Raw genomic sequence first — 24,654 nt, forward strand, 5'->3', positions numbered from 1 at the left:
ATTAAATGAAAAGAATCCTTTTTGTTATTGGTCTGCTCCTTTTGGCAGGTCTTGTTTGGTACCTGTTTGTTAAAAAGGCAGATTACATTTATACTTTTAAGGAAAAAACAAATGCGGGGAGTATCCTTTACAGCATTTCCAATTGGCACAATACAAACGATGCCATTGCCACAAAAACCATAGACAGCACTTTGTATACTTCCCTTACACAGCAGCTAAGCTATAAAGGCAAAAACTATGTGCTTTATTGGGACATTAATAGTGTTAACGATTCTGTTACCGAAGTAAATGTTGGCATAAAACAACCCGGAAAGAGTATAAGCAACCGGATAACGGCCCCTTTTTTTAAAACCGATTTTACGGCCACGACCAAAGACCTATTAATCAATTTTAAAAAAACGCTAGACTTAAACATTTCAACTTTTAAAGTACAAATAGAAGGCACCGCTACCGTGCCAAACAAGCAATGTGTTTGTGTAAATGCCAAGACCACCCCCGAAGGAAAGGCTGGACAGATGATGCGTAATTATAATTATTTAAGCAATTATATCATTGAAAACAATATACAGCCAGATGGCAACCCCATGGTTGTTATTAATGAATATAACAAGCTTACCGATAGTATTGACATGGATTTTTGTTTTCCCGTAAAGGGGATAGAAAAACTACCCGTTCCATCAGAAGCTATTTTTTTAAGAGAAGTAAATAAAAGCACTGCATTGCTGGCCATTTTTCATGGCAATTATATGTATACGCAACATGCTTGGTTTGCCCTCTATAATTATGCCGATAACCACGCCATTAATGTAAGCAATAAGGTAATAGAGGTCTTTAATAACAACCCAAACCTTGGTGGAGATGCCTTAAAATGGAAAACAGATGTATATATACCTATTGAAGATTGAACGGGAAGAACTTTTGTCTCTAATTTATAGAGAGATTGCCATTATTGGGTAGACTCCCGTTTAACCAGACTGGATTTGATAATCTCGGTCTCGTATGGCCTTAGCTCGAAATCTTCTTCTTCCAGCCGTTTTATCAATAAATCGGCTGCCTTCTCGCCTATTTCTTCACCGTGCTGGCTAACCGTGGTTAAAGAAGGGCTGCTACTTATGGAGATGATGCCATCTGTAAAGCCGACAAACGAAATGTCTTTAGGAGCTGTTTTACCCATTTTTTGTGCAATTTTCATGGCTGAGACCGCAAAAAATTCGGTTACGCCAAAAACGGCATCGACGTTATGGTTTTTTAGCAGTTCTTCAACAGGTTCAAAACCGCTGTAAAAATCTTCAACTTTTACAATTAGGTCTTCATCTACCTGTATACCTGCATCGGTTAATGCTTTTTTGTAGCCTTCGGTACGTAGTTTACCAACACTCATATAATCTGGCATGGTTATCAACGCTATGTTTTTACGGCCACTTTCAACTAAATAGGAAACGGCACTGTAGGCACCGTGGAAATCGTCTATAATTACCTTATCGCAATTTACCTTATCGGTAACGCGGTCTATCATTACCACCGGCATTCCCTGGTTTATTACTTCGTTGATGTGGTGAAAGTCCTGTTTCTTTTCGGTATCCTTTGATAGCGACATAATAAAGCCGTCTATACTTCCATTGGCAAGCATTTGCATATTGATGACTTCTTTATCGAAAGATTCGTTGGAAATACACACAATTACATTATACCCTTTTTCGGTGGCCAAGCGTTCTACCCCGGTAATGACCGACGAGAAAAAATAATGTACTATTTCGGGAAGGATAATCCCTATGTTTTTGGTTTTTTGATTTTTTAGACTTAATGCTATATTATTGGGCTTATAGTTATGCTCTTTTGCAAAAGCCTGAATAATCTCCTTGGTTTTCTCACTTATTTCCGGACTGTCTTTTAATGCTTTTGAAACCGTAGATATGGAAACATTAAATCTTCTAGAAATTTCTTTTAGCGTTATTTTTTGCTTCATTGGTTTGTCCTTCTTTTTATAGCTGATATCAAAATTAAGCTTTTTCAATTAAACTCTGCTTTTTATTTCGCCAAGTAACTCGTATTTTAACACCATCAACCTTATTTGTCGGTGTTGTGCATTTAATTGAAGGACACATTATGTCCATCCCGTTTTATATAATTAATACACTTCCGACAGGGGATAAACAATATTACCATGACATTGCATTTTTTTAATACCTATCTGCTATCTTTTTTATTTTTATCATGCCAGCAAGATTACGGCCAGCTTACCGTAATTGCCAATACCGGCGATATACTAAAAGAAAACTCGGGCATACAAACTATCTCGCCCCACGGCCTTATATGGGCCATTGGCGATTCGGGGAACAAAGACCACATTTATGGTTTTGATCATAAGGGCTCGCTTGTTAGGGAAATTAAACTAAAAAACGCAAAAAACAAAGACTGGGAAGAGCTCGCAAAAGACGGGGACGGAAATTTATATATCGGGGATTTTGGTAATAATGACAATAAGCGAAAAGATTTAAGGATTTACAAGGTTTTTAACCCTGAAATGATAAATGCAGATGAGGCCACCGCAGAAAAAATTGAATTTTATTACCCGGAACAAAAAAAATTTCCACCCAAAAAGAAGCATCGTCTTTTTGATGCCGAAGCCTTTTTTTTCTGGAACGGAAACTTCTATATTTTTACAAAGAACCGTGCCAAACCTTTTGACGGAACTACATTATTGTATCGTGTTCCAGCTGTTTCGGGAAGACATGAGGCTCAATTTATTTCCAGTTTTAAAACCTGCGGGCACGACAGAAAATGTACGGTTACTGCGGCAGACATAAGTCCCGACAAAAAGAAAATAGCTTTGTTAAGCCATGATAAGGTGTGGTTGCTGAGCAATTTTACGGGAGACGATTTTTTTAACGGGGATGTTAAGCGTATAGACCTTGGTTACGACTCGCAAAAAGAAGGTATTTGTTTTATAAACGAAGATACCCTGTATATTTCTGACGAGAAGACAGGAAAGCTCGGGGGGAACATCTACCGTTTGCGCTTATAGATTGGCCTGCTAATTATTAAATTTAATCTTCTGCCAGTTTTTATCTGCTTCTTTTTGAAGTTTTTCGGCACCTTCTTCGTTCCATAAATCGAGTGTATTGGTGCCATGCGCATTATAGAAAAGGTATAATTTCTTGTCCCTTATCACGAAAGATTCGGGGTTTATCCTTACTTTCTTTCCGCTGGCAATGGCATATGCACAATATCCGCCGTATTGCGGTATGTATTTTTCGGGGTCTTGCCGAAAACGCTTTAGATTTTCTTCTGAACTGAACTTAAAAAGCACATGGTCGTAATCTATTTTAAAATCGGCAGAACCTTCGGTGGGATTCCCTTCAAAATAAGAAACTACGTCGTAGCCTTCGGCAATGGCCCCTTTTTTGGTATTGTAATCTATGGACTGCGCAAAAGTAGCGGTCATGGTAAATATTAAAAGTATGACGGGAAGTGTTTTCATAATATATTTCATTTCCTGCTTAGTTGTACTTGTGCACGCAACATTACACAAATAGCAATATTTTTACAATACCATTAAATTACATCCGCGAATGTCCGAATTATCGAAACGGCCAATTATTTCGTATTTGTTATCTTTTACCCTTCCCAGGTCCTGCGTAGCTATAAACGCACAAGAATTGATGTTTGCAAGGTCTATAACATTGATTCCTCCCGTTTTTCCTTCGTCTAAAACGGTTAATGGGTCTTCTGTATCTCGTGTCAAAATTTTCATCCACGGCGGACATTCAAAAATACCTTTTCCATTTGAATACCCTTGCGATAAAAGTTCGGTCATTCCATATTCTGAATGAATTTCTTCAACCCCAAAACCCTTGCAGAGTACCGTGTGAAGTTCCTGACGGATTATTTCTTTTCTACGCCCTTTCATGCCGCCGGTTTCCATGACAATGGTATTTTTTAAATTGAATTGATATTTTTCTATTAAATCGAGAAGCGCAAAAGAAACACCTATCAACAAGACCTTACGGCCCATTTTGTCCAATGTTGATAATTGCTGCGCCAATTCGTCAAGGTTATTGAGATAAAAACCGCTTTCGGAGGCATTGGACTGTTCAATCATATCATTAACCATATAAATTAACGATGAGCCTTTGCGCTCTAAATAGGCTGGCAACAATGCCAAAATGGTATATTCCCGAATATTTCTATAAAAATGAGAAAAACCCTTTCTGAAGCTCTCTTCATAGATTTTTACACTGGTTACAAAATGTTTACTGGTTGTGCTTCCCGTGGTACCGCTACTGGTAAAAATAATTTCTTCGGGATTGGCATTGCAAACTATTCTATGCGATTTAAAAAACTGAATGGGCAAAAAAGGGATTCCTTCCACTGCAAACACATTGTTGGGCGTACGCTTTAAATGGTTGCAAAAGTCTTGATATACAGCATTGTTTTGATACTGATATTTAAAAACTTGCAAAGCAGTTTCATGAAAATCGGTTTTGCTTTTTATATTAAAAATTGCCTGTGTGTCCATTCTTTGTCAATACAAAGCAAAGATAATAGAAGTAAAAATTTTGAGGCGTTGTATTGTAAAAGTTTTATAAAGAACAAAAACCCCCGACGATGCTGCTGCATGTCGGGGGTTGTATATATAATATTAAATTATTTAAGGCGCATGCCTTATAATTTTCTATAATCTTGCATCAATCCATGTCCATGTAGTAATGTCAAGCATAGTGCCATTAAATACATCATCTGTAGCTGACGTTAAAGGTGTTTCGTCTACTATAACATTTGAAGGCGATCCGCTATCAGGAAAATCAACATTTGTTTCATATCCACTTAAATAAGCATTAGTAAATGTAGCTCCAGACTGTAACTTGAATTGTAATGCCGTACCACCAGTAGATGAAATTGCTGTAAAGTTTATCAATTTAGGATTGGCATTTACTTTATCTGCTTCTACAGCCGTAGAGAAACCTTCTATGTCATGAGATACATATACATTTTCTACTGTACCATTCCATTCCTCGGTCCAGTCAACTGCATCATCTTCGTTATCTTTAAGATAAAGATTTGTTGCAGAAACTGTACCTCCAAAGAACTCAACTCCATCATCTGCCCCATTAATAACAGCAATATTCTCAACTGTAGTTCCTGAACCTACTGAATAGAATGAAACTCCATTATATTGAGATTCTGAGTTTATTTGAGCTCCTGTTCCAATAATAACTAAGTTTTTGATAGATCCTGAATTATCAGCGTCATCATTTCCTCCATAGATAAATCCACCTACTTCAGCAGTAACATCAACTCCAGCAGATGTAGTTGCCTTCCCACAAATTGTAAGTCCGCCCCAATCTCCAGGATTCCCTTCAGGAGAAGCCATCACTACAGGATTGTCAGGAGTTCCTTGAATATCAATCTGACCACCCTTTAGTACTGCTATATATATATCAGTAGCTTTGGTTTCTTCACCAGCTTGTCTATCGTTTACAGTAATTTTAGTTCCAGCAGGAATAATTAGTTTTCCTCCATCAGCTATAATATAAGAAGAATTTAAAGTATATGCTACAGAAGGGTCTAATGTTACCTCTTCAGTAATGACTCCTTGCAATAATGTATTATCTAATTCTATTTCTGTACTTACCCACGAGAACATATCTATATCTACAGTTGGTGCAACAGTATAGTTTAAATCAGGATTCGCAGGCTCACCATCTATTATTACGTTAGCTAAAGGCCCATTATCTACCATATCTATCGAAGTATCGTAACCAGAAAGAGATAGTCCATCTATTGTGGCTCCAGACTCTAACTTAAATTGTAAAGCAGTTCCTCCTTTTTCAGAAATGGCAGTTAAATTAACAAATTTTGGGTTTCCATTTTCTTTATCAGCTTCAATTACAGTAGAGAATCCTTCGATAGTATGCAATATATAAGCGTTTGTAACTGTACCATTCCATCCTTCAGTCCAGTCAATTGAATCATCTTCATTATTTTCTGAATAGAAATTTGAAACAGAAACTGTTCCTCCAAAAAACTCAACACCATCGTCTGAACCATTAATAGCTGCTACATTTTCAATAGTAGTTCCAGAACCTACAGCATATAATGTTAATCCATTATATTGTGAATCTGGATTTATTTGAAAACCAGCCCCGGCGATAGTTAAATATTTGATAGACCCAGAACTATCAGCATTATCATTTCCTCCATAAATAAGACCTCCAACTTCTGCTTGAGCATTTGCTCCAGCAGTGGTTTCGGCATTACCACACAATACTAATCCTCCCCAATCTCCAGGATTTCCTCCTTCCGAAGTCATTAAAACTGGTTCAGAAGCTGTTCCTTGTATATCTATCTCTGCATCTTGCAATACAGCAATATAATTTTGCCCTTTTTCTGCAACAATTTGAGTTCCTGCAGGTATCGTTAGTTTAACACCAGCTAAAACTCTATATTCTCCAGTCAATTTATATTGAACTGTTGGATCTAATGTTAAATCTTCGGTTAAATCTCCCTCTAAAGTATTAGGAGTTGGTTCTGGCCCTGGTGCAGGTGAATCGTCATCACTACTGCAACTAGCGATAATTAGTGCACAAAATACAGTACATAATACTGAAATTTTCATCATTGTTTTCTTCATAATAATAAAATTGAGTTTCTAAATTAATTTTAAGTGCTTTATTAAAAGCTATAATTAAGTCCTAGACTTAGAGTAGTACCTCTTGTATAAGAGCGCACTACTTTATTAGTTTCTATACCAGTATTTACAGGTTTTACCTTTTGCGTTCTTTCAATTGTCGGGTTTAATAAATTTCTACCTATCAACCTCAAATTCCAATGCTTAGCAAAATCTTTACTTAAAACAGCATCAAGAGTAACAAACCCTTTTTCAATAATCTCATCATTATAATAAGTCTCACTATTAGTTTGTACTTCAGCAGCTCCCAAGGCAAATATCTTATCTGAAGCATAATTTGCTGTTACCGTAGCGTTAAATTCATTTTCTGATTTTGTGGCAAAACTTAACGAAGAATTAAAGATCCAATCAGATGCTCCTTGCAATCCAGTTTCTGTTTTTCCATTATACCGAAAGGTTCTGATAAAGTTTCCATCTTCATCATAAATCTCTTTTAAATCCTGTTCATGCCACATTCTTGTGGCATTCAGGTTCAGATTCAAATCATATCCTTTATCTGTTTCAGCAGATTTAATTAAATCTACTCTTGTTTCTAATTCTAATCCATATACTTTAGCTTCTTCTGCTGAATTAAAAAAAGAAAAAACTCCCGAGGACCCTCTATCTTGTACTTTATTAATAGGATTCTCTATTGTTTTATAAAAACCTGCTAAAGAAATCAACTGAGCTGGTGTTATAAAATATTCGTATTTTAAGTCATAGTTATAATTGGTTGATGCTTCAATATCAGGGTTTCCTCTAGTAACCTGACCGGTAGGCGATACATATTCAAAAGGAGCTATCTCTTTGAATTCTGGCAATGTAATTGTTCTACTGGTAGCAAATCGTATTCCATGCTGATTATTGAAGTTGTACTTCATATTCAAACTTGGATATAAATTTGAATATGTTTTTTCAGAGATCCCTATCCTTCCCGGGTAATTACCTACATCAAAATTCACATCGATATCATCATGCTCATATCTTAAACCAACATTAACATTAAAGTTTTTTATACCTACATTAAAATTGGCAAATCCAGATATTGATTGCAATGTTCCATCATATATATCCTCTTGTAATATATTTACATTTAATGATCCATTATCAACATTCTCTTGTGTCAGGTAACTAGATAAATCATCTATCGATGTTGGATTGAGAGTATTAGTAGTTCTCTCTTCCAATCCATAGAATTGTGATTTAAAATCACGCTTTTTGTTTCTATAGTTTGCACCAAAGTTTATATTGAATAATTTTTCTTCTTCATCAATAAACTTTATTTGGTCTTTTATCAATCCATTAATCTCACGATCATCAATTTCTTGAAGAGACTTGCGTTGTTGAAACCCTCCTGTTCTACCAAATTGCACAAAATCATCTTTAAAATTAACTTCATTTCGAATCCTGTTAGGTTCATCAGCATCTACCATATTGTAACCCGCTGCCCACTCTAACAGTTGTTTTTCTGACAATTGATGAGTCCCTGCCAATTGGTTTATCCATAACCTTGTTTGCTTTAAATTTTGATCCCGTACAAATTGAGAAAGATCTTCATCGGTATCCGTTTCTTCATATATAGAACCCTCACCGTTACGTCCTCCTTCATACACTTCATCTGTAAGTTTATTTATGAAAAGGCTATTAAATTTAAGTTTGTTATTGGCATTTACATAGTACGTTAAGTTCAATAAGCCTGTTGTATTTATATTTTTAGAATAATTTACTGCATCTGTAATTGTATCTCTAACCGCATTTGACCTATACTCTCTAAAAACACCTTCTCTATATTCATAGTTTCTAGATTGTGATCCTGTAAAGAATATCGAAACTTTTTCATTTATTCTTTTTCCAGCTGTAACAGCATATCGATAATTAATAGGGTTTTCTATACTTTGCGTATTCCATGTTTGTTGCGTCAATGCTTGACTTGTAGGCATACTTTGTTTATAAAACCCCATTGTAATGTCATCTGTATTAGGGGAAAGCTTGAAATTATCTCTTACCCCATCCTGCATTACATTTGTATTTACACCTCCTCTTAATCCAATACTAAATTCTTGATCTCCTGCTAATTCTCTTGTTGTAATATTAATATTACCAGAAGCTTGATCTGCTGAATTCTCAGTTCCGTATGTCTTACTAATACTAACATTTTGAATCACTCGCGTTGGGAAAAGGCTTAAATCAATATTTTTACGCTCTATATCGTCTGAAGGAACTGGAAGCCCATTTAAGGTTGTCGACAAATACCTATCACCTAGACCACGAACAAATACATCCCCAGATGCCTCACTACTTGTCACTCCCGAAATTTTAGTGGTTGCAGTTGCAACATCAGTTACGCCTAATTTTGTTAATTGCTGTGCTCCAATGCTTTCTTTTATCTCAATCGCTTTTTTCTGGTCTAATAACAAAGCTGTCTCCGAATCTCTGCGGGCGGTAGTGGTCACCACTACTTCATCTAAACTAACACTTCCTGCTCCTAAAGCTGTATTCAATTCGGTTACTTTTCCGGCTTGCACCGAAATATTTGGGACTTCCAATGTTTCGTACCCTACAAAACTTATTACTATGGTATATGTTCCGGGCTCCACGCCACTTATTTCATACAACCCGTCCATATCGGTGGTTGTACCTTTTGCAGATCCTTTTATTTGCACATTGGCAAATGGCAACGGATCATTATTCATTTCCTTATCGGTAATTACACCGATAACTGAACCTGTAGTTTCCTGCGCATATAGTACCGCGCCGGCAAACAGTAATAAAACTGTAAATAAATGTCTCATTTTTTGATTTTAATTCCGATGCAAATAAACGAGCCATCTGTAAAAGCGAAGTTATCCACATGTTAAACATGGGTAAGACATATGTTACATTTATGTTATGATATTAAATGAATGTTAAGTGCTTTTATTTTTTAATATTATCTTTACTTTTGACCTTTGAAAGCAAAAACACAAAAGCATAACTAATTATTAATCTTAGTGTTACATAATTTCAAAACAAAAGCACATTTTAACATCTTTGCAGAAAGACAAAAACCAAACTTTATCTCAAAATGAAAAAGAGAGAAATCAAAATTCTGTTAGTAGACGACGAACCGGATATATTGGAAATTGTTGGTTACAATCTATCTTCGGAAGGATACAATGTTTCTACTGCCAAAAATGGCATTGAAGCAATTGCCAAAGCAAAAAAAGAAAAACCGCACCTTATTATTCTCGATGTAATGATGCCCGAAATGGACGGAATTGAAACCTGCGAGCAAATAAGAAAATCGCCCGACCTCAAGGAAACCATTATTACTTTTTTAACGGCACGCGGCGAAGACTATTCTCAAGTTGCCGGGTTTGATGCAGGCGCCGATGACTACATTACAAAACCCATTAAGCCCAAAGTGCTTATTAGTAAAGTAAAAGCCTTGCTAAGACGCTTGAAAGATGAGGAAGAACCTGTAGAAAGCATTGTAAAGGTTGGCAATATTACCATTAACCGCGACGAATACAAAATTGTGCAGGCCGGTAACGAAATTATCCTGCCCAGAAAGGAATTCGAACTGTTATCGCTTTTGGCAAGCAGGCCCGGAAAGGTTTTTAAACGGGACGAGATTTTGGATAAGGTATGGGGCAACGAAGTTATTGTTGGCGGCAGGACCATTGATGTACATATTAGAAAATTACGCGAAAAAATTGGGGACGATCACTTTAAGACCGTTAAAGGTGTAGGTTACAAATTTGTACTTTAACCCCTTTTCTCCTATTTTATATGCTACAAAGCTGGTTCTTGGAATTATTGTAATTTTACCAGCTCAAATTAGGCCAATTGAAAACCAAACTAAAAAAATCGTATCGATTTGCTCTTAGATCATCTGGCATGGTTACACTTTGTGCCACCATTGCCCTGTGTGTATTCTTTTATTTTGAATTGAATTCTCCGCTCTACATCTTTATATTCATAGGCGCTATTTTTGCATTTTCATTTTTTATCATTCAATACCGTGTTGAAAACTTCATCTATAAAAGGGTGAAAAAAATATATGACGACGTTTCACTATTGGAATCTACTTCGTTCCAAGATCAGCCAGTAACTACCGATATGCGTACTTTAACCGAAGAAATAGAAAAATTTGCCAATAACAAAAAGCTGGAAATAGAGACCTTGAAAGTACGCGAAGTTTACCGAAAAGAGTTTTTGGGAAATGTTTCGCACGAGCTTAAAACCCCTCTTTTTACCGTGCAGGGCTATATATTGACCTTGCTGGATGGCGCCATGAACGATAAAACCATTAGAAAAAAATACCTCAGCAGGGCAAGTAAGGGCGTAGAGCGCCTAATTTATATTGTACGCGACCTGGACATGATTACCAAATTGGAAACAGGCGACCTTCATCTGGATTATGAAGATTTTGACATTATAGAGCTGGTACAGGGGGTGTTTGATTTAATGGAGATGAAAGCCAATAAAAAGAAAATCACCCTTACTTTCGATCAAGATTATAAAGAACCTACCTTGGTGCATGCCGACAGGGAACGTATACAGCAGGTGCTTACCAATTTAATTGTAAACTCTATAAAATACGGCAAAGAAGGCGGAACCACCGAAATAAGCATTGAAAATCTTATTAAAAACAAAGTAATTGTTAGGGTTACCGATAATGGCGAAGGCATAGAAAAACAAAATATCCCTAGGCTGTTCGAACGCTTTTACCGCGTAGACAAAAGCGGGAGTCGAAAAGAAGGCGGCTCGGGACTTGGTCTCTCCATTGTAAAGCACATTATTGAGGCACACAAAGAAAAAATATATGTAGAAAGTGTTTTCGGGGTAGGCTCCGAGTTTTCATTTACCCTCGAAAAGACCCAAAAGGCTGCTAAGGTCGAAATTTGATGCTATTTCACTTAAACCTTTATAATTTTTTGTTCTTTCCAGCATTTCTATTGCAAACTCGTCCTGATTGCAATAAGGAACCAACTTTTCTTGCTGAAGCCTTTCGGCCAGATATTCTTGCTCGTATTGCCCGGGCGTGGGTATAAAAAATGCTTTTTTTCCCAGTTTTGCCAAATCCAAAACGGTGGTGTAGCCAGAACGGGAAAGTACCAGTTCACTTTCGTTAAAGGCATTTTCCAATTGAGCAGAATTCATATAATTATAGATGGTTGTATTTTTTTGCTGGGTTACCTGCTGTTCCTTTTCTATTTTTCCTTTTATAAAAAGAACAGCTCCCGAAAAACGCTCGGTTTCAATAAGTAAATGCTTTTCCAACAGGGTACGCTGCGGCTCGGGCCCGGAGATAATTACCATTAAACGGTATTTTTTTGCCGTATCTTTTTTTTCAAGTCGGCTTAAAGCCCCGATGTATTTTATTTTTTCGTTTTTACATTGCAAATGTCCAAGCTTTCCGCTTAAATTAGGCTCGCCTTCAACATCGGGGACCCAACACTGGTTAAATCGGTCAATTATTTTTTGATGCACTTTAGAACTAACCCACGTGGTATTGCCCGTTAATACGTTTAACTGATGTGTAATAAAAACACAAGGAACTTTTTTTGAATATACTCCTAAACGGTTATCCGAAATTATCCCACATAAATTATAGGCTTTCACCAAATGCTTTGTTTGTTGGTGCTCCTTTTTCATTGCTTTTAGGATTTTGGGCGAATCCCAAAGCATTTTAAGTTTAAAATATTTTGCCTTTTCAGAATATTTAATTTTATACGAAGGCATTTCAACAAAAGTGAGGGCTGGAAATTCCTTTTTAAGTAAGTTCAATGCATCCCCGTCCGAAGCGATTATGGGCTCAAAATTATTTTCAAGCAAACTTTTTATTATAGGAATACACCGCGTGGCATGCCCCAAACCCCAGTTTAAGGGGGCTACGAGAATTTTTTTCCTTGCCGGACACATCTCGTTATCTATCTGGATTGCTGATTCCTGCTTACCTGAAATGCCTTTACGATTTGGCTCGCCCTTGGGTTGTCGACTTTTAATCATAACTACAAATGAAGTCTATTTTCAACTAAGAAAGATTTCCTTAATTTTGCCTTTTAATTAAATAATTGTTGTGGGGAGTAAAAATAAACTGAAACGCTTCAAAGAGAACGAGACATTTCCAAACGTAATACAACCAAAAAGAGAGGATCTTGTTTATGGAGAATTTTTATTAAAAGGTAAATGGAACGAAACGTTTTTTAATAACGACAACCCCATTGTACTGGAATTGGGCTGTGGAAAAGGCGAATATACCGTAGCTCTTGCCAAAAAAAATCCGAACAAAAATTTTATAGGCATCGATATAAAAGGGGCTCGTTTTTGGCGGGGCGCAAAAACAGCCGTTGAAGAAAACCTCCCAAACGTTGCTTTTGTAAGGTCTCAAATAGAGCTTATTGAATATATTTTTAATGAAAACGAAGTTGATGAAATCTGGATTACTTTTCCCGACCCCCAAATAAAATACAAGCGAACCAAACACCGGCTCACAAATTTTGACTTTCTAAAACGATATAACCATATTCTAACCAAAGATGGGATAGTCCATTTAAAAACCGACAGCGAATTTATGCACGGTTATACATTGGGCCTGCTCCACGGCTTAAAATACGAGGTTCTTTATGCAAATCATAACGTATATAAAAACGAAGGGAGTCCAGAAGAAGTAACTTCTATACAAACTTTCTACGAAAATCAGTATCTTGAGGTAGGAAAACCTATTACTTATATAAAGTTTAAACCTAATTGATGCCACATTTAATCATTCTTTTCTTTGCTACCTTTTCTGCATCGCTCATGGCCATTGTCTTCCCTGGGCTTGTAAACATAACGGCCGCAAAGACAAGTGCCCAACGGGGAAAGACCAACGGAATAATATTTGCCATTGGTGCCTCGCTTATTGTGTCGCTACAGGCATATATTGGCGTGCTTATCTCAAAATATCTATACAACAACCCGTTTGTAATAGACATCCTCCTTAAAATTGCACTGGCTGTCTTTGCCTTTTTTGCCATTTATTTTTTTATCATGGCCAAGAAAAACAAAAGCACGAAAAAAGTAAGGCAGGTAAATATTGAAAACAAAAGGATTAATATTTTTTTAAAAGGGATGCTAATCGCTGCCCTAAATGTATTGCCAATAGCCTATTTTTGTGGCCTTAATGCCGCTTGGAACGTTTCCGGATGGATTAAATTTCAATTATGGGACATTCTTGTTTTTGTAATAGCAGCCGGTATGGGCACCTTTGCCATGCTCTATATGTATGTTTTTTATTTTGATAAACTGGAAGACCGAACCGATACTTTTTCCCGTTATTCCGATTATATCATCAGTGCTTTAATGGCTTTGTTGCTTATTATCACCCTTATCAGGTTGTTTTATATGGAAGCGTAAACCGGTTAATATCCCAATAAAGAAGCTTATAATAATTTTCATTTTTCGGTTCTTTTTCACTTAACTTTACAATCCTACAGCATTCCAACCATGAAAGACAACCAAAACTTTTTTGAACGCGTATACGATGTTGCCCGGTTAATCCCCTACGGAAAAGTAACTTCCTATGGCGCCATTGCCAAATATCTGGGTGCCGCCCGAAGTGCGCGTATGGTAGGCTGGGCCATGAACGGCAGTGGCCTTAAAGCCGATGTTCCTGCACATAGGGTTGTTAACCAAAAAGGAATCCTTACCGGAAAACACCATTTCCAAGGCACTAATTTAATGCAGCAATTGTTGGAAAGCGAAGGTATTCCAGTAAAAGACAATCAAATACAAAATTTTGAAAACTATTTTTGGGATCCGGCAAAAGAGCTTTAGGTATTTTTGTGTTTAAGGTTTGAAAATCCAGCATCACAGACATCAAAATGCAAAACTTTAACTTTTTCTTCCTTTAACTCTTTAATCAATTCATCCTTCACCCCATAATTTTTCAACTTTACAAACTTTCAACGCTATAATTCAACATCTATTTAACTTCTAACTTTTAATACGTATCTTTGTAATTTAGAATGAGTTTAAAAAAGAATTGCACAAGAAGAATACATGAAAATAGATAAAAAAGAAGTGTTACGGGCACTCGAAACGATTTCTGTGCCTGGGGAAGGAAAGAACATGATTGAAAGTGGGGCCGTTACCAATGTAATGACCTTTGGAGATGAAGTAGTTGTAGATATTACCATTGGCAACCCAAGCCTTCAAGCCAAAAAGAAAACGGAGGTTGAAATATTAAAGACCGTTCATGATAAAGTTTACCAAAAGGCAAAAGTTAAAGTGAACATTAAAGTTGAAGCACCGGAAAAACCTCAAATAAAAGGAAAAGCAATCCCGGGCATAAAAAATATTATTGCCGTTGCATCGGGAAAAGGCGGTGTAGGTAAATCTACCGTTACCTCAAATTTGGCGGTAACCCTTGCCAAAATGGGTTTTAATGTAGGTTTGTTGGATGCAGATATATACGGTCCCTCGGCCCCGATTATGTTTGATGTGGAAAACGAAAAACCGTTGGCCATCAACGTAAATGGAAAGTCGAAAATGAAACCTATTGAAAGTTATGGTGTAAAAATACTTTCAATCGGTTTTTTTACCCAACCAAACCAAGCGGTAATCTGGAGAGGGCCCATGGCCTCCAAAGCACTCAATCAAATGATTTTTGACGCTGCTTGGGGCGAACTGGACTTTTTGCTTTTAGACCTCCCACCAGGAACCGGAGATATTCACCTAAGCATTATGCAAGCGCTCCCAATTACCGGTGCCGTTGTGGTAAGCACTCCGCAAAATGTAGCCTTGGCCGATGCAAAAAAAGGAGTTGCCATGTTTCAACAGGAGAGCATTAATGTTCCCGTGTTGGGCATCGTGGAAAATATGGCGTATTTTACGCCCGAAGAATTACCAAACAACAAATATTATATCTTTGGTAAGGAAGGGGCCAAAAACCTGTCTAACGACCTGAAAGTGCCCTTTTTAGGCGAGATCCCATTGGTGCAGAGCATTCGGGAAGCAGGAGACGTTGGGCGTCCTGCAGCTCTACAAGACAATACCCCACTTGAAGGTGCCTTTAAGGAGCTCACCAAAAACATAGTACAAGAGGTAGTAAACCGTAACAAAAGCCTGCCTCCAACCGAAGCCATTAAAATAACAACAATGGCGGGTTGCGCAGCGGTAAAAAAATAATAATTATAAAAAATGACGTCGGAAGAAGTTAAATTAAACGTAGAGAAAGCGCTTGAAGAAATCAGGCCTTTTCTTGAAAGCGACGGTGGCAACATAAGCCTTGTTTCCATCGATAACGACAAACTTGTAAAAGTAAAGCTTGAAGGAGCATGTGTTGGCTGTAGTGTTAACCAAATGACACTAAAAAGTGGTGTGGAAATGACCATTAAAAAGTATGCCCCGCAAATAGAACAGGTTATCAACATAGATTAATTAGGGTGCACTTAGCAGGTTTTTACCACCCCAACACCCAACTTAAAAGACGTGGGGAAAATCTTGATAAATGCCCGTAAATAATGGACAAGATAATAATCTTGCCCAAAATAATATTTTATAAAAAAAGAGAAAGGCAGTAAACTCTTTTAAAAATTATTTTTCAATGATTAAAACAGATATTCTTATAATAGGTGCCGGACCAACAGGACTTTTTTCTGTTTTCGAAGCCGGATTGTTAAAATTAAAATGCCATCTTATTGATGCACTTCCACAACCCGGTGGACAATGTGCCGAAATATATCCCAAAAAGCCTATTTATGATATTCCAGCATATCCAGAAGTATTGGCAGGCGACCTCGTAGCTAACCTTATGAAGCAAATTGAACCCTTCGAGCCAGGATTTACTTTGGGCGAACGTGCCGAAACCATTGAAAAACAAAATGACGGTTCTTTTATTGTTACCACCAACAGGGGTACCAAACACCATGCGCCCGTTGTTGCCATTGCAGGTGGCCTGGGGAGCTTTGAACCCAGAAAACCACAGCTGGATAATATAACCAATTTTGAAGATAATGGCATTGAATACATTATTCGAGACCCTGAGTTGTACAGAAACAAAAAAGTAGCCATTGCCGGTGGTGGCGATTCTGCTCTGGACTGGAGTATTTTTCTGGCCGATGTTGCCAATGAAGTTACACTTATCCATAGAAGAAATGAATTTAGAGGGGCATTGGATTCGGTAGAAAAAGTAGAGGTCCTAAAAAGAACAGGCAAAATAAACTTAATTACACCTGCCGAGGTAACTGCGCTCCAAGGCAACGGAAAATTAGAAAGCATTACCATAAAACAAGAAGGTGAAGAATTCAATCTGGAACTGGATCACTTTATCCCCTTATTTGGGCTTTCGCCAAAATTAGGCCCTATTGCCAATTGGGGACTGGAAATTGAAAAAAATGCGATTAAAGTAGATAATACTTTGGACTACCAAACCAATATTCCCGGAATTTATGCCATTGGCGACGTAAATACATATCCCGGAAAGTTAAAATTAATCCTTTGCGGGTTCCATGAAGCTACCTTAATGTGCCAAAGTGCCTACAAACGTATTTTTCCTGATAAAAAATATGTAATGAAGTACACAACCGTAAGTGGAGTTGACGGTTTTGACGGAAGCAGGAAAGAGGCAGAAAAAGCAGTTGTGAAATCTATTAAATAAGCCATTATTCCATAAATCAGGTATAAGCATTCCAAATTTTAAACAGCCCTTATATGCTGATTGTTAATTTTACATGCCATTACCAAAAATTTTATTTCTCAAAATAAGTTTTAACAACAATTCCCTACTAAATTAGTAGACTGATGAAAACTTTTATTTATTTTTGTCGCTCAAAATTTTAACGAATGTCTGATATAACCATTAAGATAAAAGATAGAGAAGGTAACGTACACGAAGTACAGGCCCCTACAGATATGGCCATGAACCTTATGGAAATTGTGCGTTCGTACGAGCTGGCACCCGAAGGTACCATTGGTGTTTGCGGCGGCATGGCCATGTGTGCTTCTTGCCAATGTTATGTATCATCAGACCATGTATTGCCCGAAATGAGCTATGACGAAGATTTAATGCTTGCAGAAGCATTTAATGTAAAAGACAATAGTCGCCTTGGTTGCCAGATACAAATGACCGAAGACCTTGACGGACTTGAAGTTGAATTGGCCCCCGAAGTATAATTTTATTTGCTCAATATATTTTTCTTTTTCACCTCAAACAATATTTGAGAAACAAAACTGCTGTAACATTCTTTTGAAGGGTGCAAACCATCTGAAGCAATTAAAGCTGGGTTATTAAGCCCTTCCCTACTGATGTTGGTAATGTTTACAAACGAAACCCCGTTGGCTTCAGCTATTTTTTTTGCAAAAGCGTTGTATTGATCTATTTCGGTTGATATTTTTTTGGGATCTGGTTTTTTCTGTCCATAAGGGGTGTACGCATAATCGGGTATTGAAATTATAATTACACGGTTAGTATCTCCCCCCGCCAATTGAACGGCCTTGGTTAAAAGTGCCGGAAAATCTTCTTGGTACAACGAAAAATCCTTCCCTTGGTATTGATTGTTCACTCCAATTAACAATGTAACCAAGTCTTGGTTGCCTTGTGGCAAAGAGTCCTTTATTCCTTTAATCAAATCTGAAGTAGTCCAACCGGTTTTAGCTATAATCTGTAAGGCAACCTTCTCCTTTTGTTCATTTGCTATTTTTTCTAACAACTGAATAGGAAAACTACAGCTTTCGCATACACTTTCGCCTATGGTATAACTGTCGCCCAAGGCCAAATATTTAAACGTTGGGGTAGCTGTAGTTGTTGTTTGTACAACTTTTTTTTGTGTTGTACATCCTACAAAAATAATAACTGCTAAAAAAAGTATAATTTTCTTCATATTATTCATTTTCTAATGCAAAGGCAATTATCTGGTTCCCTTTTGGGGTCCCTAATTTTTCCCCTCCACAAGCCAATACAATATATTGTTTTCCTTCAATTATATACGTTGAAGGTGTGGCAAAAGATGCCGCCGGAAGTTTTGTTTCCCAGAGCAAGTTACCATTATTTCTGTTAAAAGCTCTAAAATATCTATCTTTAGTAGCCGCAATAAACAAAAGTCCGTTTTCGGTAATAATGGGACCCCCATAATTTTCGGTGCCCGTTCGTTTATTGCCTAAACTTTCTGTAACCCCCAATGGTACTTGCCAAAGGTACTTTCCCGAATTTAAATCAATGGCAGACAATGTTCCCCACGGAGGGGCAATTGCCGGTAACCCGTTGCTGTCTAAAAACTTGTTATAACCCGTATATTTATATGGGGGTTTATATTTTAAATTTACGTAATTATTCTCAACTTCTTTCTTTTGCCCTTTATAAATATATGCTAAAATTGCCTTCCTCTCGTCCTTGGATAGCTGTGGAAATCCAGGCATCATTCCTTTTCCCGAATTTATCAAATCGAGCACATTTTCTTCCGTTAGCCTATCCGAAAGGCCTATCAACGATGGATACCCGCTTTCTGGCAATCCGCCCATATCTTTTTGATGACACGTGGCACAATACATATTGTAAAGACCAGAGCCATCAATGCTAGTTCCGGAAGAAATTTCTTGTGCTTCTTCCATTTGTAATATCCAAGGCATTTCGTTTGCATTCACATATAAAATTCCGTTTTTAGCATCGGCTCCCGCCCCGCCCCATTCGGCACCGCCATCATAACCGGGCAACAATAAAACGGGGCTCAATCCCGGAGGGGCATATATTTCTTTGTTAAAAGTATTGAACCGCTTTTTTAAAGCTTCCTTATTTGTTGCAAACGGACTAATATCGGCTTCTGTTAAATCGCTGCTCTGCCTTGCAAATGGTTTGGGCAACTTGGGGATGGGCTGTGTTTTCCATGCTTCTTCTCCATTTAAGGTTGAAGCGGGAACAGGCACTTCATCTATATCGAACAAAGGTTTTCCGGTAATTCTGTTGAAAACAAACACATAGCCTTGCTTGGTTACTTGGGCAACGGCTTTAACAACCTTTCCATTGCGTTTAACTCCTATTAAATTGGGCGGCGCCGGCAAATCGCGGTCCCAAATATCATGGTGCGTAAATTGATAATGCCATAAAAGTTTTCCTGTGTTGGCATTGAGCGCCAATAAACAATTGGCATATAAATTTTGCCCCTTCCTGTTGCCGCCATAAAAATCGGGGGCCGCAGAACCTGTAGGTACGTAAATAATTTCCTGTTTTGTATCTACGGCCATTCCTGCCCAATTGTTTGCGCCGCCAACCATCTTGTTTGTATAGGCTTCTTTGTTTTGCCATGTATTATATCCTTCTTCATTTGGATAAGGAATGGTATGGAATGTCCATTCCAGAGCACCTGTTTTTACATTAAAAGCCCGAATATCGCCCGGGGCCGCATCCGCCCCTTCCGATAGGCGTACCGGCATAATAATTAAATCCTTAAAAACAGTCCCCGGTGTATTGGATATTATAAATTTTTTCTGTGCAGATTTGGGTAGCCCAAGGTGCAAGTCTACCCTGCCATTTTTCCCGAATGTTGATATAGGATTTCCCGAAATGGCATTTAGGGCATATAGATAAGGGCCTACGGTATACAAAATACGCTTATCGTTTTTTTCTTCCCAATAGGCCACTCCGCGACTGGTGCTATGCCATGCTTTTAACGTGTCGCCAAACTTCCAGACTTCTTCTCCGGTTACAGCATTCAAGGCAAAAGCCTGAACTTTTGCTGTAACGCCATAAACAAGGCCGTTTTCAATTATCGGGTTCATTTGCATCTGACCGCTGTCCCGCAATTTATGCGACCATGCAATTTTTAGCCGGTTTACATTTTGGGGCGTTATTTGAGATAGATCTGTATAATGATTTCTATCGGGGCCTCCCAAATAATCGTTCCATTTGTATGTTGATAGTCCATTTTCTTCTTTGGCGCACGACAAGAACATTAACAACATAAACAAAAAGGAAAATTTCTTCATTTTTAGGTTGTTTTATAGTCTATTATTTTTTTTGGACCTTCCAAAACGGCCCTTACAATTTGCAAAAAGCCATCGTCGGTAGTGTCTACATACCATTTTATAAGTGCTATTTCCCCATTTTGAATTTCAATTCCCGTAATGCTTCTTGGGTGTACACAGCTGCCATCGTTAAAATAGGCAATATCTTTTGGTTCTGGAAACCTTGGGCGGTGCGTATGTCCGGTAATGGTAAACTGATTCTCCCTGTCGGCTATCCATTTTTTTGTACGGCGTTCTATTTTTATAAGTTCGGTATTGTTTTTTGCGGGGCTGGTGGGGTCTGAAATTCCAACAACCTGTAACGACCTCCACAACACCCTTACCATAAAACGGTTCCACCTCCAAAAGGTATGGTTACGCCAATCGGCCTGGTGCCCATGCGCCAAAAATATTTGTTGTTTTGTTTTTTTATGCTGAAGGATAATTGCCTCGTGGTATTCCAATCCGGGCATGAACGGCACTTTTTCGCCTAAATTTGGGTCCAACCAAGTATCGTAATGTTTTTTTATTGTTTTTTTATCTTGATAAACCATGTCGTGATTACCATAAAGCAAGTACAGCCTATTGGCATCGTGAAACTGTTTTAGCAATAAAAAAACATTTTTATGCGATTCGAAAAGACTGTTAAAGTGAAGGTTTTCCCACAATTCGTTTCCATCGCCCAATTCACAATAGGTAAAGCCTTCGTTGTAGTATTGTTTTAGCGCATGAAAATAAGTATTTCTATTGTTTGCAAAATCATCGGCAAAACTATTGTCACCCCGATGGCAATCGCTAAAAAGTATATATTTTGAAGTATCGTCGAACTCGACAATCTTTGCGTTTTTAAAAGCCTTATCAAAACGTTGGTGTGTAGACATGCCTTAAAAATAAATATTTAATTTCAATATTTACCATTTAATGGCATGCCCCTCAAAAGGAAATAAACTTTCTACATAATAAAAAGCGTTATCCCTATTTAATAGGCGCTACTTTTTTGCAAGAGCGAAATTTCCTTTTCTATCCCTTCCCAAAGAACAATTCGTTTAAGCAAGGCTGTTTTGGCGACCTGTGTTACCTCGTTCCATTTTTCTGAATCGTTTCCGCATAGTTCTTCGATCATTTTATGGGCAAGTGGACCATGGGTATCGCCATCTACTTCTATATGTCGATCGAAATAGTAAATTAATTTTTCAAGCATAAGTTCCGGGAAATCCTTTTGCATGTTTTTTAAAATTGCCGTAAACATTTCAGGTATTAAATCTTCCCTGCCAAAAGTAAACGCGGCGGCTATTTTATGTGGCTTTCCTTCTGCGATGAGCTTGAAGGTGAAAGTTAAAAATTCTTTTATCGAAGCGTTAAGGTCGGCTTTGTCAATTGTCTGCAAAATTGTTTCCATACCGGTTATGGAATTCACAAAACTTTCTATTTCATCCGTTGGGGCATTGCAAGCCTCCATCGCTTCAAGGTACATTTCGTAATGACTTTTATAATTACCCTGCTTGTCTACATCGGTTTCTTCACCCAATACAATTTCGTTAATAAGGTATCTTGTCTGTGGTGCTCCAACAGGCTTCCACGGCAGTGTTGTGCATGTTAATGAGTTTTGGAGCGCTTTTAGTAAGGACATAAAGTCCCAAACTGCAAATACATGGTGCTTAAGGAACAATTGTAATTCTTGTGGCGTTTGTATTTTACCATATAGTTCATGGGATAGTAATGCACGGCGTTCTGCATTAATTGCATTCTTTACAGACTGTATCATGGAATTTTTTGGCAAAAGTATTTTATTAATCTTTGAGAAACAAGTTTTACATGCTTTATCGTTTTGGTATTCAACAGCATGAAGCATGGTTGCCATGATACTATAATTTTTTTCAAAATCTTTAGTATTATAGTTTATTTTTGTAGCTTCATATTCTAATATCAAGAAAGCATAGCATTTCCCTTTTATTTCCCCTAAGTAATTTTAATAAAAAACATGTTGAGGAAATTTTTAATACTAAGTTCTCTCTTCTTTACTATACAATTATGTTATACACAGTATGGCGTTAGTAAAGAATTTTATACCGCAATGACAGATTCTATTAAGCCGGTTGATTATACCAATTTCGACCTAAATGAGCTTACATATGTTATTGCCAGTACTTCTTTGATATTGCCTGAATTTAATAGGGAAAAGGATTCTTTGTTTGAAGTTTTAAAAAAGAACGTTACCACGTTAAAGGAAAGAGACCGCCTGCAAAGCTATTTTATATTGATGCTCTATAATTTTAACCATCATTATAGTCAATTTAACGAAACACAATGACTGGGGGATTCCTTAAAAAAATATGCCCATAAATTTCCAGAGGGCAACAACTACAAATTATTTACATTAGAGGCGCTCATAGCCACAAATTATATTGAAGTGAACAATTATACCCCGGTCATAATTATTGCCAACACCTTGGTGGGGAAAAAATCAATATAAAGACCTGGGCTACCTCCCAAGCACATACCTTGCATTGTCGCGGGCATATTTTCAAACGTTTCAATTTGACAAATGTATTGAAACCCAAGATGAAGCATATTCCATTGCTTCGGTTTATTCTACTAAAGAATTTCAGGAATTCTTGAATAGGTATATCCCCAGCAACCTTATTGAAATTTCGCTTTTTGAGTACATGCGGGATCAGGACAAAAAACACCTCATCGATGCAAAAAACCATCTTGACAAGATGCTTGCAAAATATCCGGACACTTTTCAAAAAGAAAATCCATGGTCTTTTTTATATCACTTAAGAAAAGGATACATCGCCTATTTTGAAAATAACTTTGAAACCGCCCAAAAAGAGCTTGAAAAGGTAAACCCAACAGGGCTTTTTGATAGTTTTTACATCCGGTTGGACTATTCTAAAAAAGTATTGACCACGTTGCTTAAAATGGAAAAAAATAAAGAAGACGAAGCCCTTTCCTTTCTTTTAAACAACCCGTCAATAGAACCTACAGATAATATCTACAAGGAGTTTATTGCCAAAAAACTTTATAAAAGGTTGAAGAAAAATCAAGATTATGCAAATGCCAACAAGGTTCTGGAAGAAATTCATGATGCCACTATTACCAAAGAGGTATACAAACACCAAGGCGAAATAGCTATTGCAGACAGGGATTACAATCTTCATAAAAAAGAACTGGAAATCGTTACCCTTAAAAACAAGCTAAGCGAAAAAAGGAACAGGGACCTTTTACTGTACTCCTTGAGCACTATTTTAATTTTGTTGCTAATTGGAATAACTATATTGAGGGCAAAGCAGAACAGAATTAAAAATTTAATAAATGAAGAAAAACACAACCAACGGATACGGTTGCTTGAAGATTCGCTAAAAGATGTTGACAGGAAAATTACAGACAACAGAAAAGAAATAGGGGAAAAAATACACGACGATTTATTGAGCAATATTTTGGCAGTAAAATACCTTACAACCGATTATAAAAAGAACGCCACTACAGAAAGTTCCAAGCAACGGTTTTCTTCAATCATCGAAGAATTGGACACTATATACCGCGATTCCAGAAATTTTGCTCACAGCCTTATCAATGGAGAAAAAGAAGACCGCCACTTAAATATAGTAGAATATCTGGAAGGGCTCCAGCACCAGTTTGACGAGGTAGGTTTGTTGCATATTACCGTTACCATGAACACCGATGTAAAAGAGCATATTATAAACTCCCTTAACAAGGAAGAACAGAGAGCTATTTACCATTTAATAAAAGAAAGTATTTCCAACACCATTAAACACGCCAATGCAAAAAACCTGGACATCCATATCACCATTAAGCACAACACTTGCAATATTAAGCTCCGGGACGATGGCCATAAAAAGATAAAATCGAAATTTACGGCCCAAAGCAATGGCATTGGGCAGCAAAGTTTGACCAAAATATTTAACAAAATCGACGGAAACATTTCCTTTACGCCAAAAAGGCGTGGCTATACCGTTGTAGCCTCTTTCCCAATTAGGCCAGAAGAATAACCT

Annotated in this window: 23 protein-coding genes; 13 read left to right on the forward strand and 10 right to left on the reverse strand. The window is 37.4% G+C overall.

Features of this window, described 5'->3' with window-relative positions:
* The first annotated feature begins 5 nt into the window (after window positions 1–5).
* Window positions 6–905, forward strand: a complete 900-nt coding sequence (locus UXI14_RS03950) for a GyrI-like domain-containing protein (RefSeq protein ID WP_335964952.1) — start codon at window positions 6–8, stop codon at window positions 903–905.
* Between the two features lie 41 nt (window positions 906–946).
* Here the strand turns inward: UXI14_RS03950 and UXI14_RS03955 are convergent, their stop codons facing one another.
* Window positions 947–1,966, reverse strand: coding sequence for a LacI family DNA-binding transcriptional regulator (locus tag UXI14_RS03955; protein ID WP_335965056.1), 1,020 nt, complete (start codon window positions 1,964–1,966; stop codon window positions 947–949).
* A gap of 198 nt (window positions 1,967–2,164) precedes the next feature.
* On the opposite strand from UXI14_RS03955, the gene UXI14_RS03960 reads away from it, so the two are divergent.
* A complete protein-coding gene (locus tag UXI14_RS03960; RefSeq protein ID WP_335964953.1) occupies window positions 2,165–3,025 on the forward strand; it encodes a hypothetical protein in 861 nt (286 codons plus the stop codon).
* A gap of 9 nt (window positions 3,026–3,034) precedes the next feature.
* On the opposite strand, the gene UXI14_RS03965 is transcribed toward UXI14_RS03960, so the two are convergent.
* The 4 genes from UXI14_RS03965 to UXI14_RS03980 all read right to left on the reverse strand — a co-directional run bounded on the left by UXI14_RS03965 (window position 3,035) and on the right by UXI14_RS03980 (window position 9,462).
* On the reverse strand, window positions 3,035–3,481 hold the full coding sequence (locus UXI14_RS03965) for a YHS domain-containing (seleno)protein (RefSeq protein ID WP_335964955.1): 447 nt from the start codon (window positions 3,479–3,481) through the stop codon (window positions 3,035–3,037).
* Window positions 3,482–3,544: 63 nt separating this feature from the next.
* Window positions 3,545–4,519: an acyl transferase gene (locus UXI14_RS03970; RefSeq protein ID WP_335964956.1), complete on the reverse strand. Its 975-nt coding sequence runs from the start codon at window positions 4,517–4,519 to the stop codon at window positions 3,545–3,547.
* 156 nt (window positions 4,520–4,675) lie between these two features.
* Window positions 4,676–6,634 carry a hypothetical protein gene (locus tag UXI14_RS03975; RefSeq protein ID WP_335964957.1) on the reverse strand — a complete coding sequence of 653 codons (1,959 nt, stop codon included), beginning with the start codon at window positions 6,632–6,634 and terminating at the stop codon, window positions 4,676–4,678.
* A gap of 41 nt (window positions 6,635–6,675) precedes the next feature.
* On the reverse strand, window positions 6,676–9,462 hold the full coding sequence (locus tag UXI14_RS03980) for a TonB-dependent receptor (protein WP_335964958.1): 2,787 nt from the start codon (window positions 9,460–9,462) through the stop codon (window positions 6,676–6,678).
* Window positions 9,463–9,734: 272 nt separating this feature from the next.
* Between UXI14_RS03980 and UXI14_RS03985 the strand changes: the two genes are divergently transcribed.
* Window positions 9,735–10,421, forward strand: a complete 687-nt coding sequence (locus tag UXI14_RS03985; RefSeq protein WP_335964959.1) for a response regulator transcription factor — start codon at window positions 9,735–9,737, stop codon at window positions 10,419–10,421.
* A 77-nt stretch (window positions 10,422–10,498) separates the two neighbouring features.
* Window positions 10,499–11,560 (forward strand): ATP-binding protein, encoded by a 1,062-nt coding sequence (locus tag UXI14_RS03990; RefSeq protein WP_335964960.1) that lies wholly within the window; start codon window positions 10,499–10,501, stop codon window positions 11,558–11,560.
* On the opposite strand, the gene UXI14_RS03995 is transcribed toward UXI14_RS03990, so the two are convergent.
* Window positions 11,513–12,664 (reverse strand): glycosyltransferase, encoded by a 1,152-nt coding sequence (locus tag UXI14_RS03995; RefSeq protein ID WP_335964961.1) that lies wholly within the window; start codon window positions 12,662–12,664, stop codon window positions 11,513–11,515. The genes UXI14_RS03990 and UXI14_RS03995 overlap by 48 nt on opposite strands.
* A gap of 70 nt (window positions 12,665–12,734) precedes the next feature.
* On the opposite strand from UXI14_RS03995, the gene trmB reads away from it, so the two are divergent.
* The 7 genes from trmB (at window position 12,735) to UXI14_RS04030 (ending at window position 17,812) form a co-directional block, all read left to right on the forward strand.
* A complete protein-coding gene (gene trmB, locus UXI14_RS04000; RefSeq protein ID WP_335964962.1) occupies window positions 12,735–13,409 on the forward strand; it encodes a tRNA (guanosine(46)-N7)-methyltransferase TrmB in 675 nt (224 codons plus the stop codon).
* Window positions 13,409–14,053, forward strand: a complete 645-nt coding sequence (locus UXI14_RS04005) for a LysE family transporter (RefSeq protein ID WP_277901181.1) — start codon at window positions 13,409–13,411, stop codon at window positions 14,051–14,053. The genes trmB and UXI14_RS04005 overlap by 1 nt, the downstream gene beginning before the upstream one ends.
* 90 nt (window positions 14,054–14,143) lie before the next feature.
* The gene (locus UXI14_RS04010) at window positions 14,144–14,473 is read left to right on the forward strand and encodes an MGMT family protein (RefSeq protein WP_277901180.1); all 330 of its coding nucleotides are present in this window, start codon (window positions 14,144–14,146) and stop codon (window positions 14,471–14,473) included.
* Between the two features lie 225 nt (window positions 14,474–14,698).
* On the forward strand, window positions 14,699–15,826 hold the full coding sequence (locus tag UXI14_RS04015) for an Mrp/NBP35 family ATP-binding protein (RefSeq protein WP_335964964.1): 1,128 nt from the start codon (window positions 14,699–14,701) through the stop codon (window positions 15,824–15,826).
* A gap of 12 nt (window positions 15,827–15,838) precedes the next feature.
* A complete protein-coding gene (locus UXI14_RS04020) occupies window positions 15,839–16,078 on the forward strand; it encodes a NifU family protein (protein ID WP_277901176.1) in 240 nt (79 codons plus the stop codon).
* Between the two features lie 166 nt (window positions 16,079–16,244).
* On the forward strand, window positions 16,245–17,297 hold the full coding sequence (locus tag UXI14_RS04025; RefSeq protein WP_335964965.1) for an NAD(P)/FAD-dependent oxidoreductase: 1,053 nt from the start codon (window positions 16,245–16,247) through the stop codon (window positions 17,295–17,297).
* A 185-nt stretch (window positions 17,298–17,482) separates the two neighbouring features.
* The gene (locus UXI14_RS04030; protein ID WP_335964967.1) at window positions 17,483–17,812 is read left to right on the forward strand and encodes a 2Fe-2S iron-sulfur cluster-binding protein; all 330 of its coding nucleotides are present in this window, start codon (window positions 17,483–17,485) and stop codon (window positions 17,810–17,812) included.
* A 2-nt stretch (window positions 17,813–17,814) separates the two neighbouring features.
* Here the strand turns inward: UXI14_RS04030 and UXI14_RS04035 are convergent, their stop codons facing one another.
* The 4 genes from UXI14_RS04035 to UXI14_RS04050 form a co-directional block, all read right to left on the reverse strand.
* A complete protein-coding gene (locus tag UXI14_RS04035; protein ID WP_335964968.1) occupies window positions 17,815–18,519 on the reverse strand; it encodes an SGNH/GDSL hydrolase family protein in 705 nt (234 codons plus the stop codon).
* Between the two features lies 1 nt (window position 18,520).
* Window positions 18,521–20,617: a pyrroloquinoline quinone-dependent dehydrogenase gene (locus UXI14_RS04040; RefSeq protein WP_335964970.1), complete on the reverse strand. Its 2,097-nt coding sequence runs from the start codon at window positions 20,615–20,617 to the stop codon at window positions 18,521–18,523.
* A gap of 2 nt (window positions 20,618–20,619) precedes the next feature.
* Window positions 20,620–21,516 (reverse strand): serine/threonine protein phosphatase, encoded by an 897-nt coding sequence (locus tag UXI14_RS04045; RefSeq protein ID WP_335964971.1) that lies wholly within the window; start codon window positions 21,514–21,516, stop codon window positions 20,620–20,622.
* 98 nt (window positions 21,517–21,614) lie between these two features.
* Window positions 21,615–22,400, reverse strand: a complete 786-nt coding sequence (locus UXI14_RS04050; RefSeq protein WP_335965057.1) for a DUF3050 domain-containing protein — start codon at window positions 22,398–22,400, stop codon at window positions 21,615–21,617.
* Window positions 22,401–22,709: 309 nt separating this feature from the next.
* On the opposite strand from UXI14_RS04050, the gene UXI14_RS04055 reads away from it, so the two are divergent.
* Window positions 22,710–22,946 (forward strand): hypothetical protein, encoded by a 237-nt coding sequence (locus UXI14_RS04055; RefSeq protein ID WP_335964972.1) that lies wholly within the window; start codon window positions 22,710–22,712, stop codon window positions 22,944–22,946.
* Window positions 22,947–23,073: 127 nt separating this feature from the next.
* Window positions 23,074–24,651, forward strand: a complete 1,578-nt coding sequence (locus UXI14_RS04060; RefSeq protein ID WP_335964973.1) for a hypothetical protein — start codon at window positions 23,074–23,076, stop codon at window positions 24,649–24,651.
* Window positions 24,652–24,654 lie beyond the last annotated feature (3 nt).

The sequence above is a fragment of the Galbibacter sp. PAP.153 genome (assembly GCF_037029175.1).
GTDB classification, from domain to species: Bacteria; Bacteroidota; Bacteroidia; order Flavobacteriales; family Flavobacteriaceae; genus Galbibacter; species Galbibacter pacificus.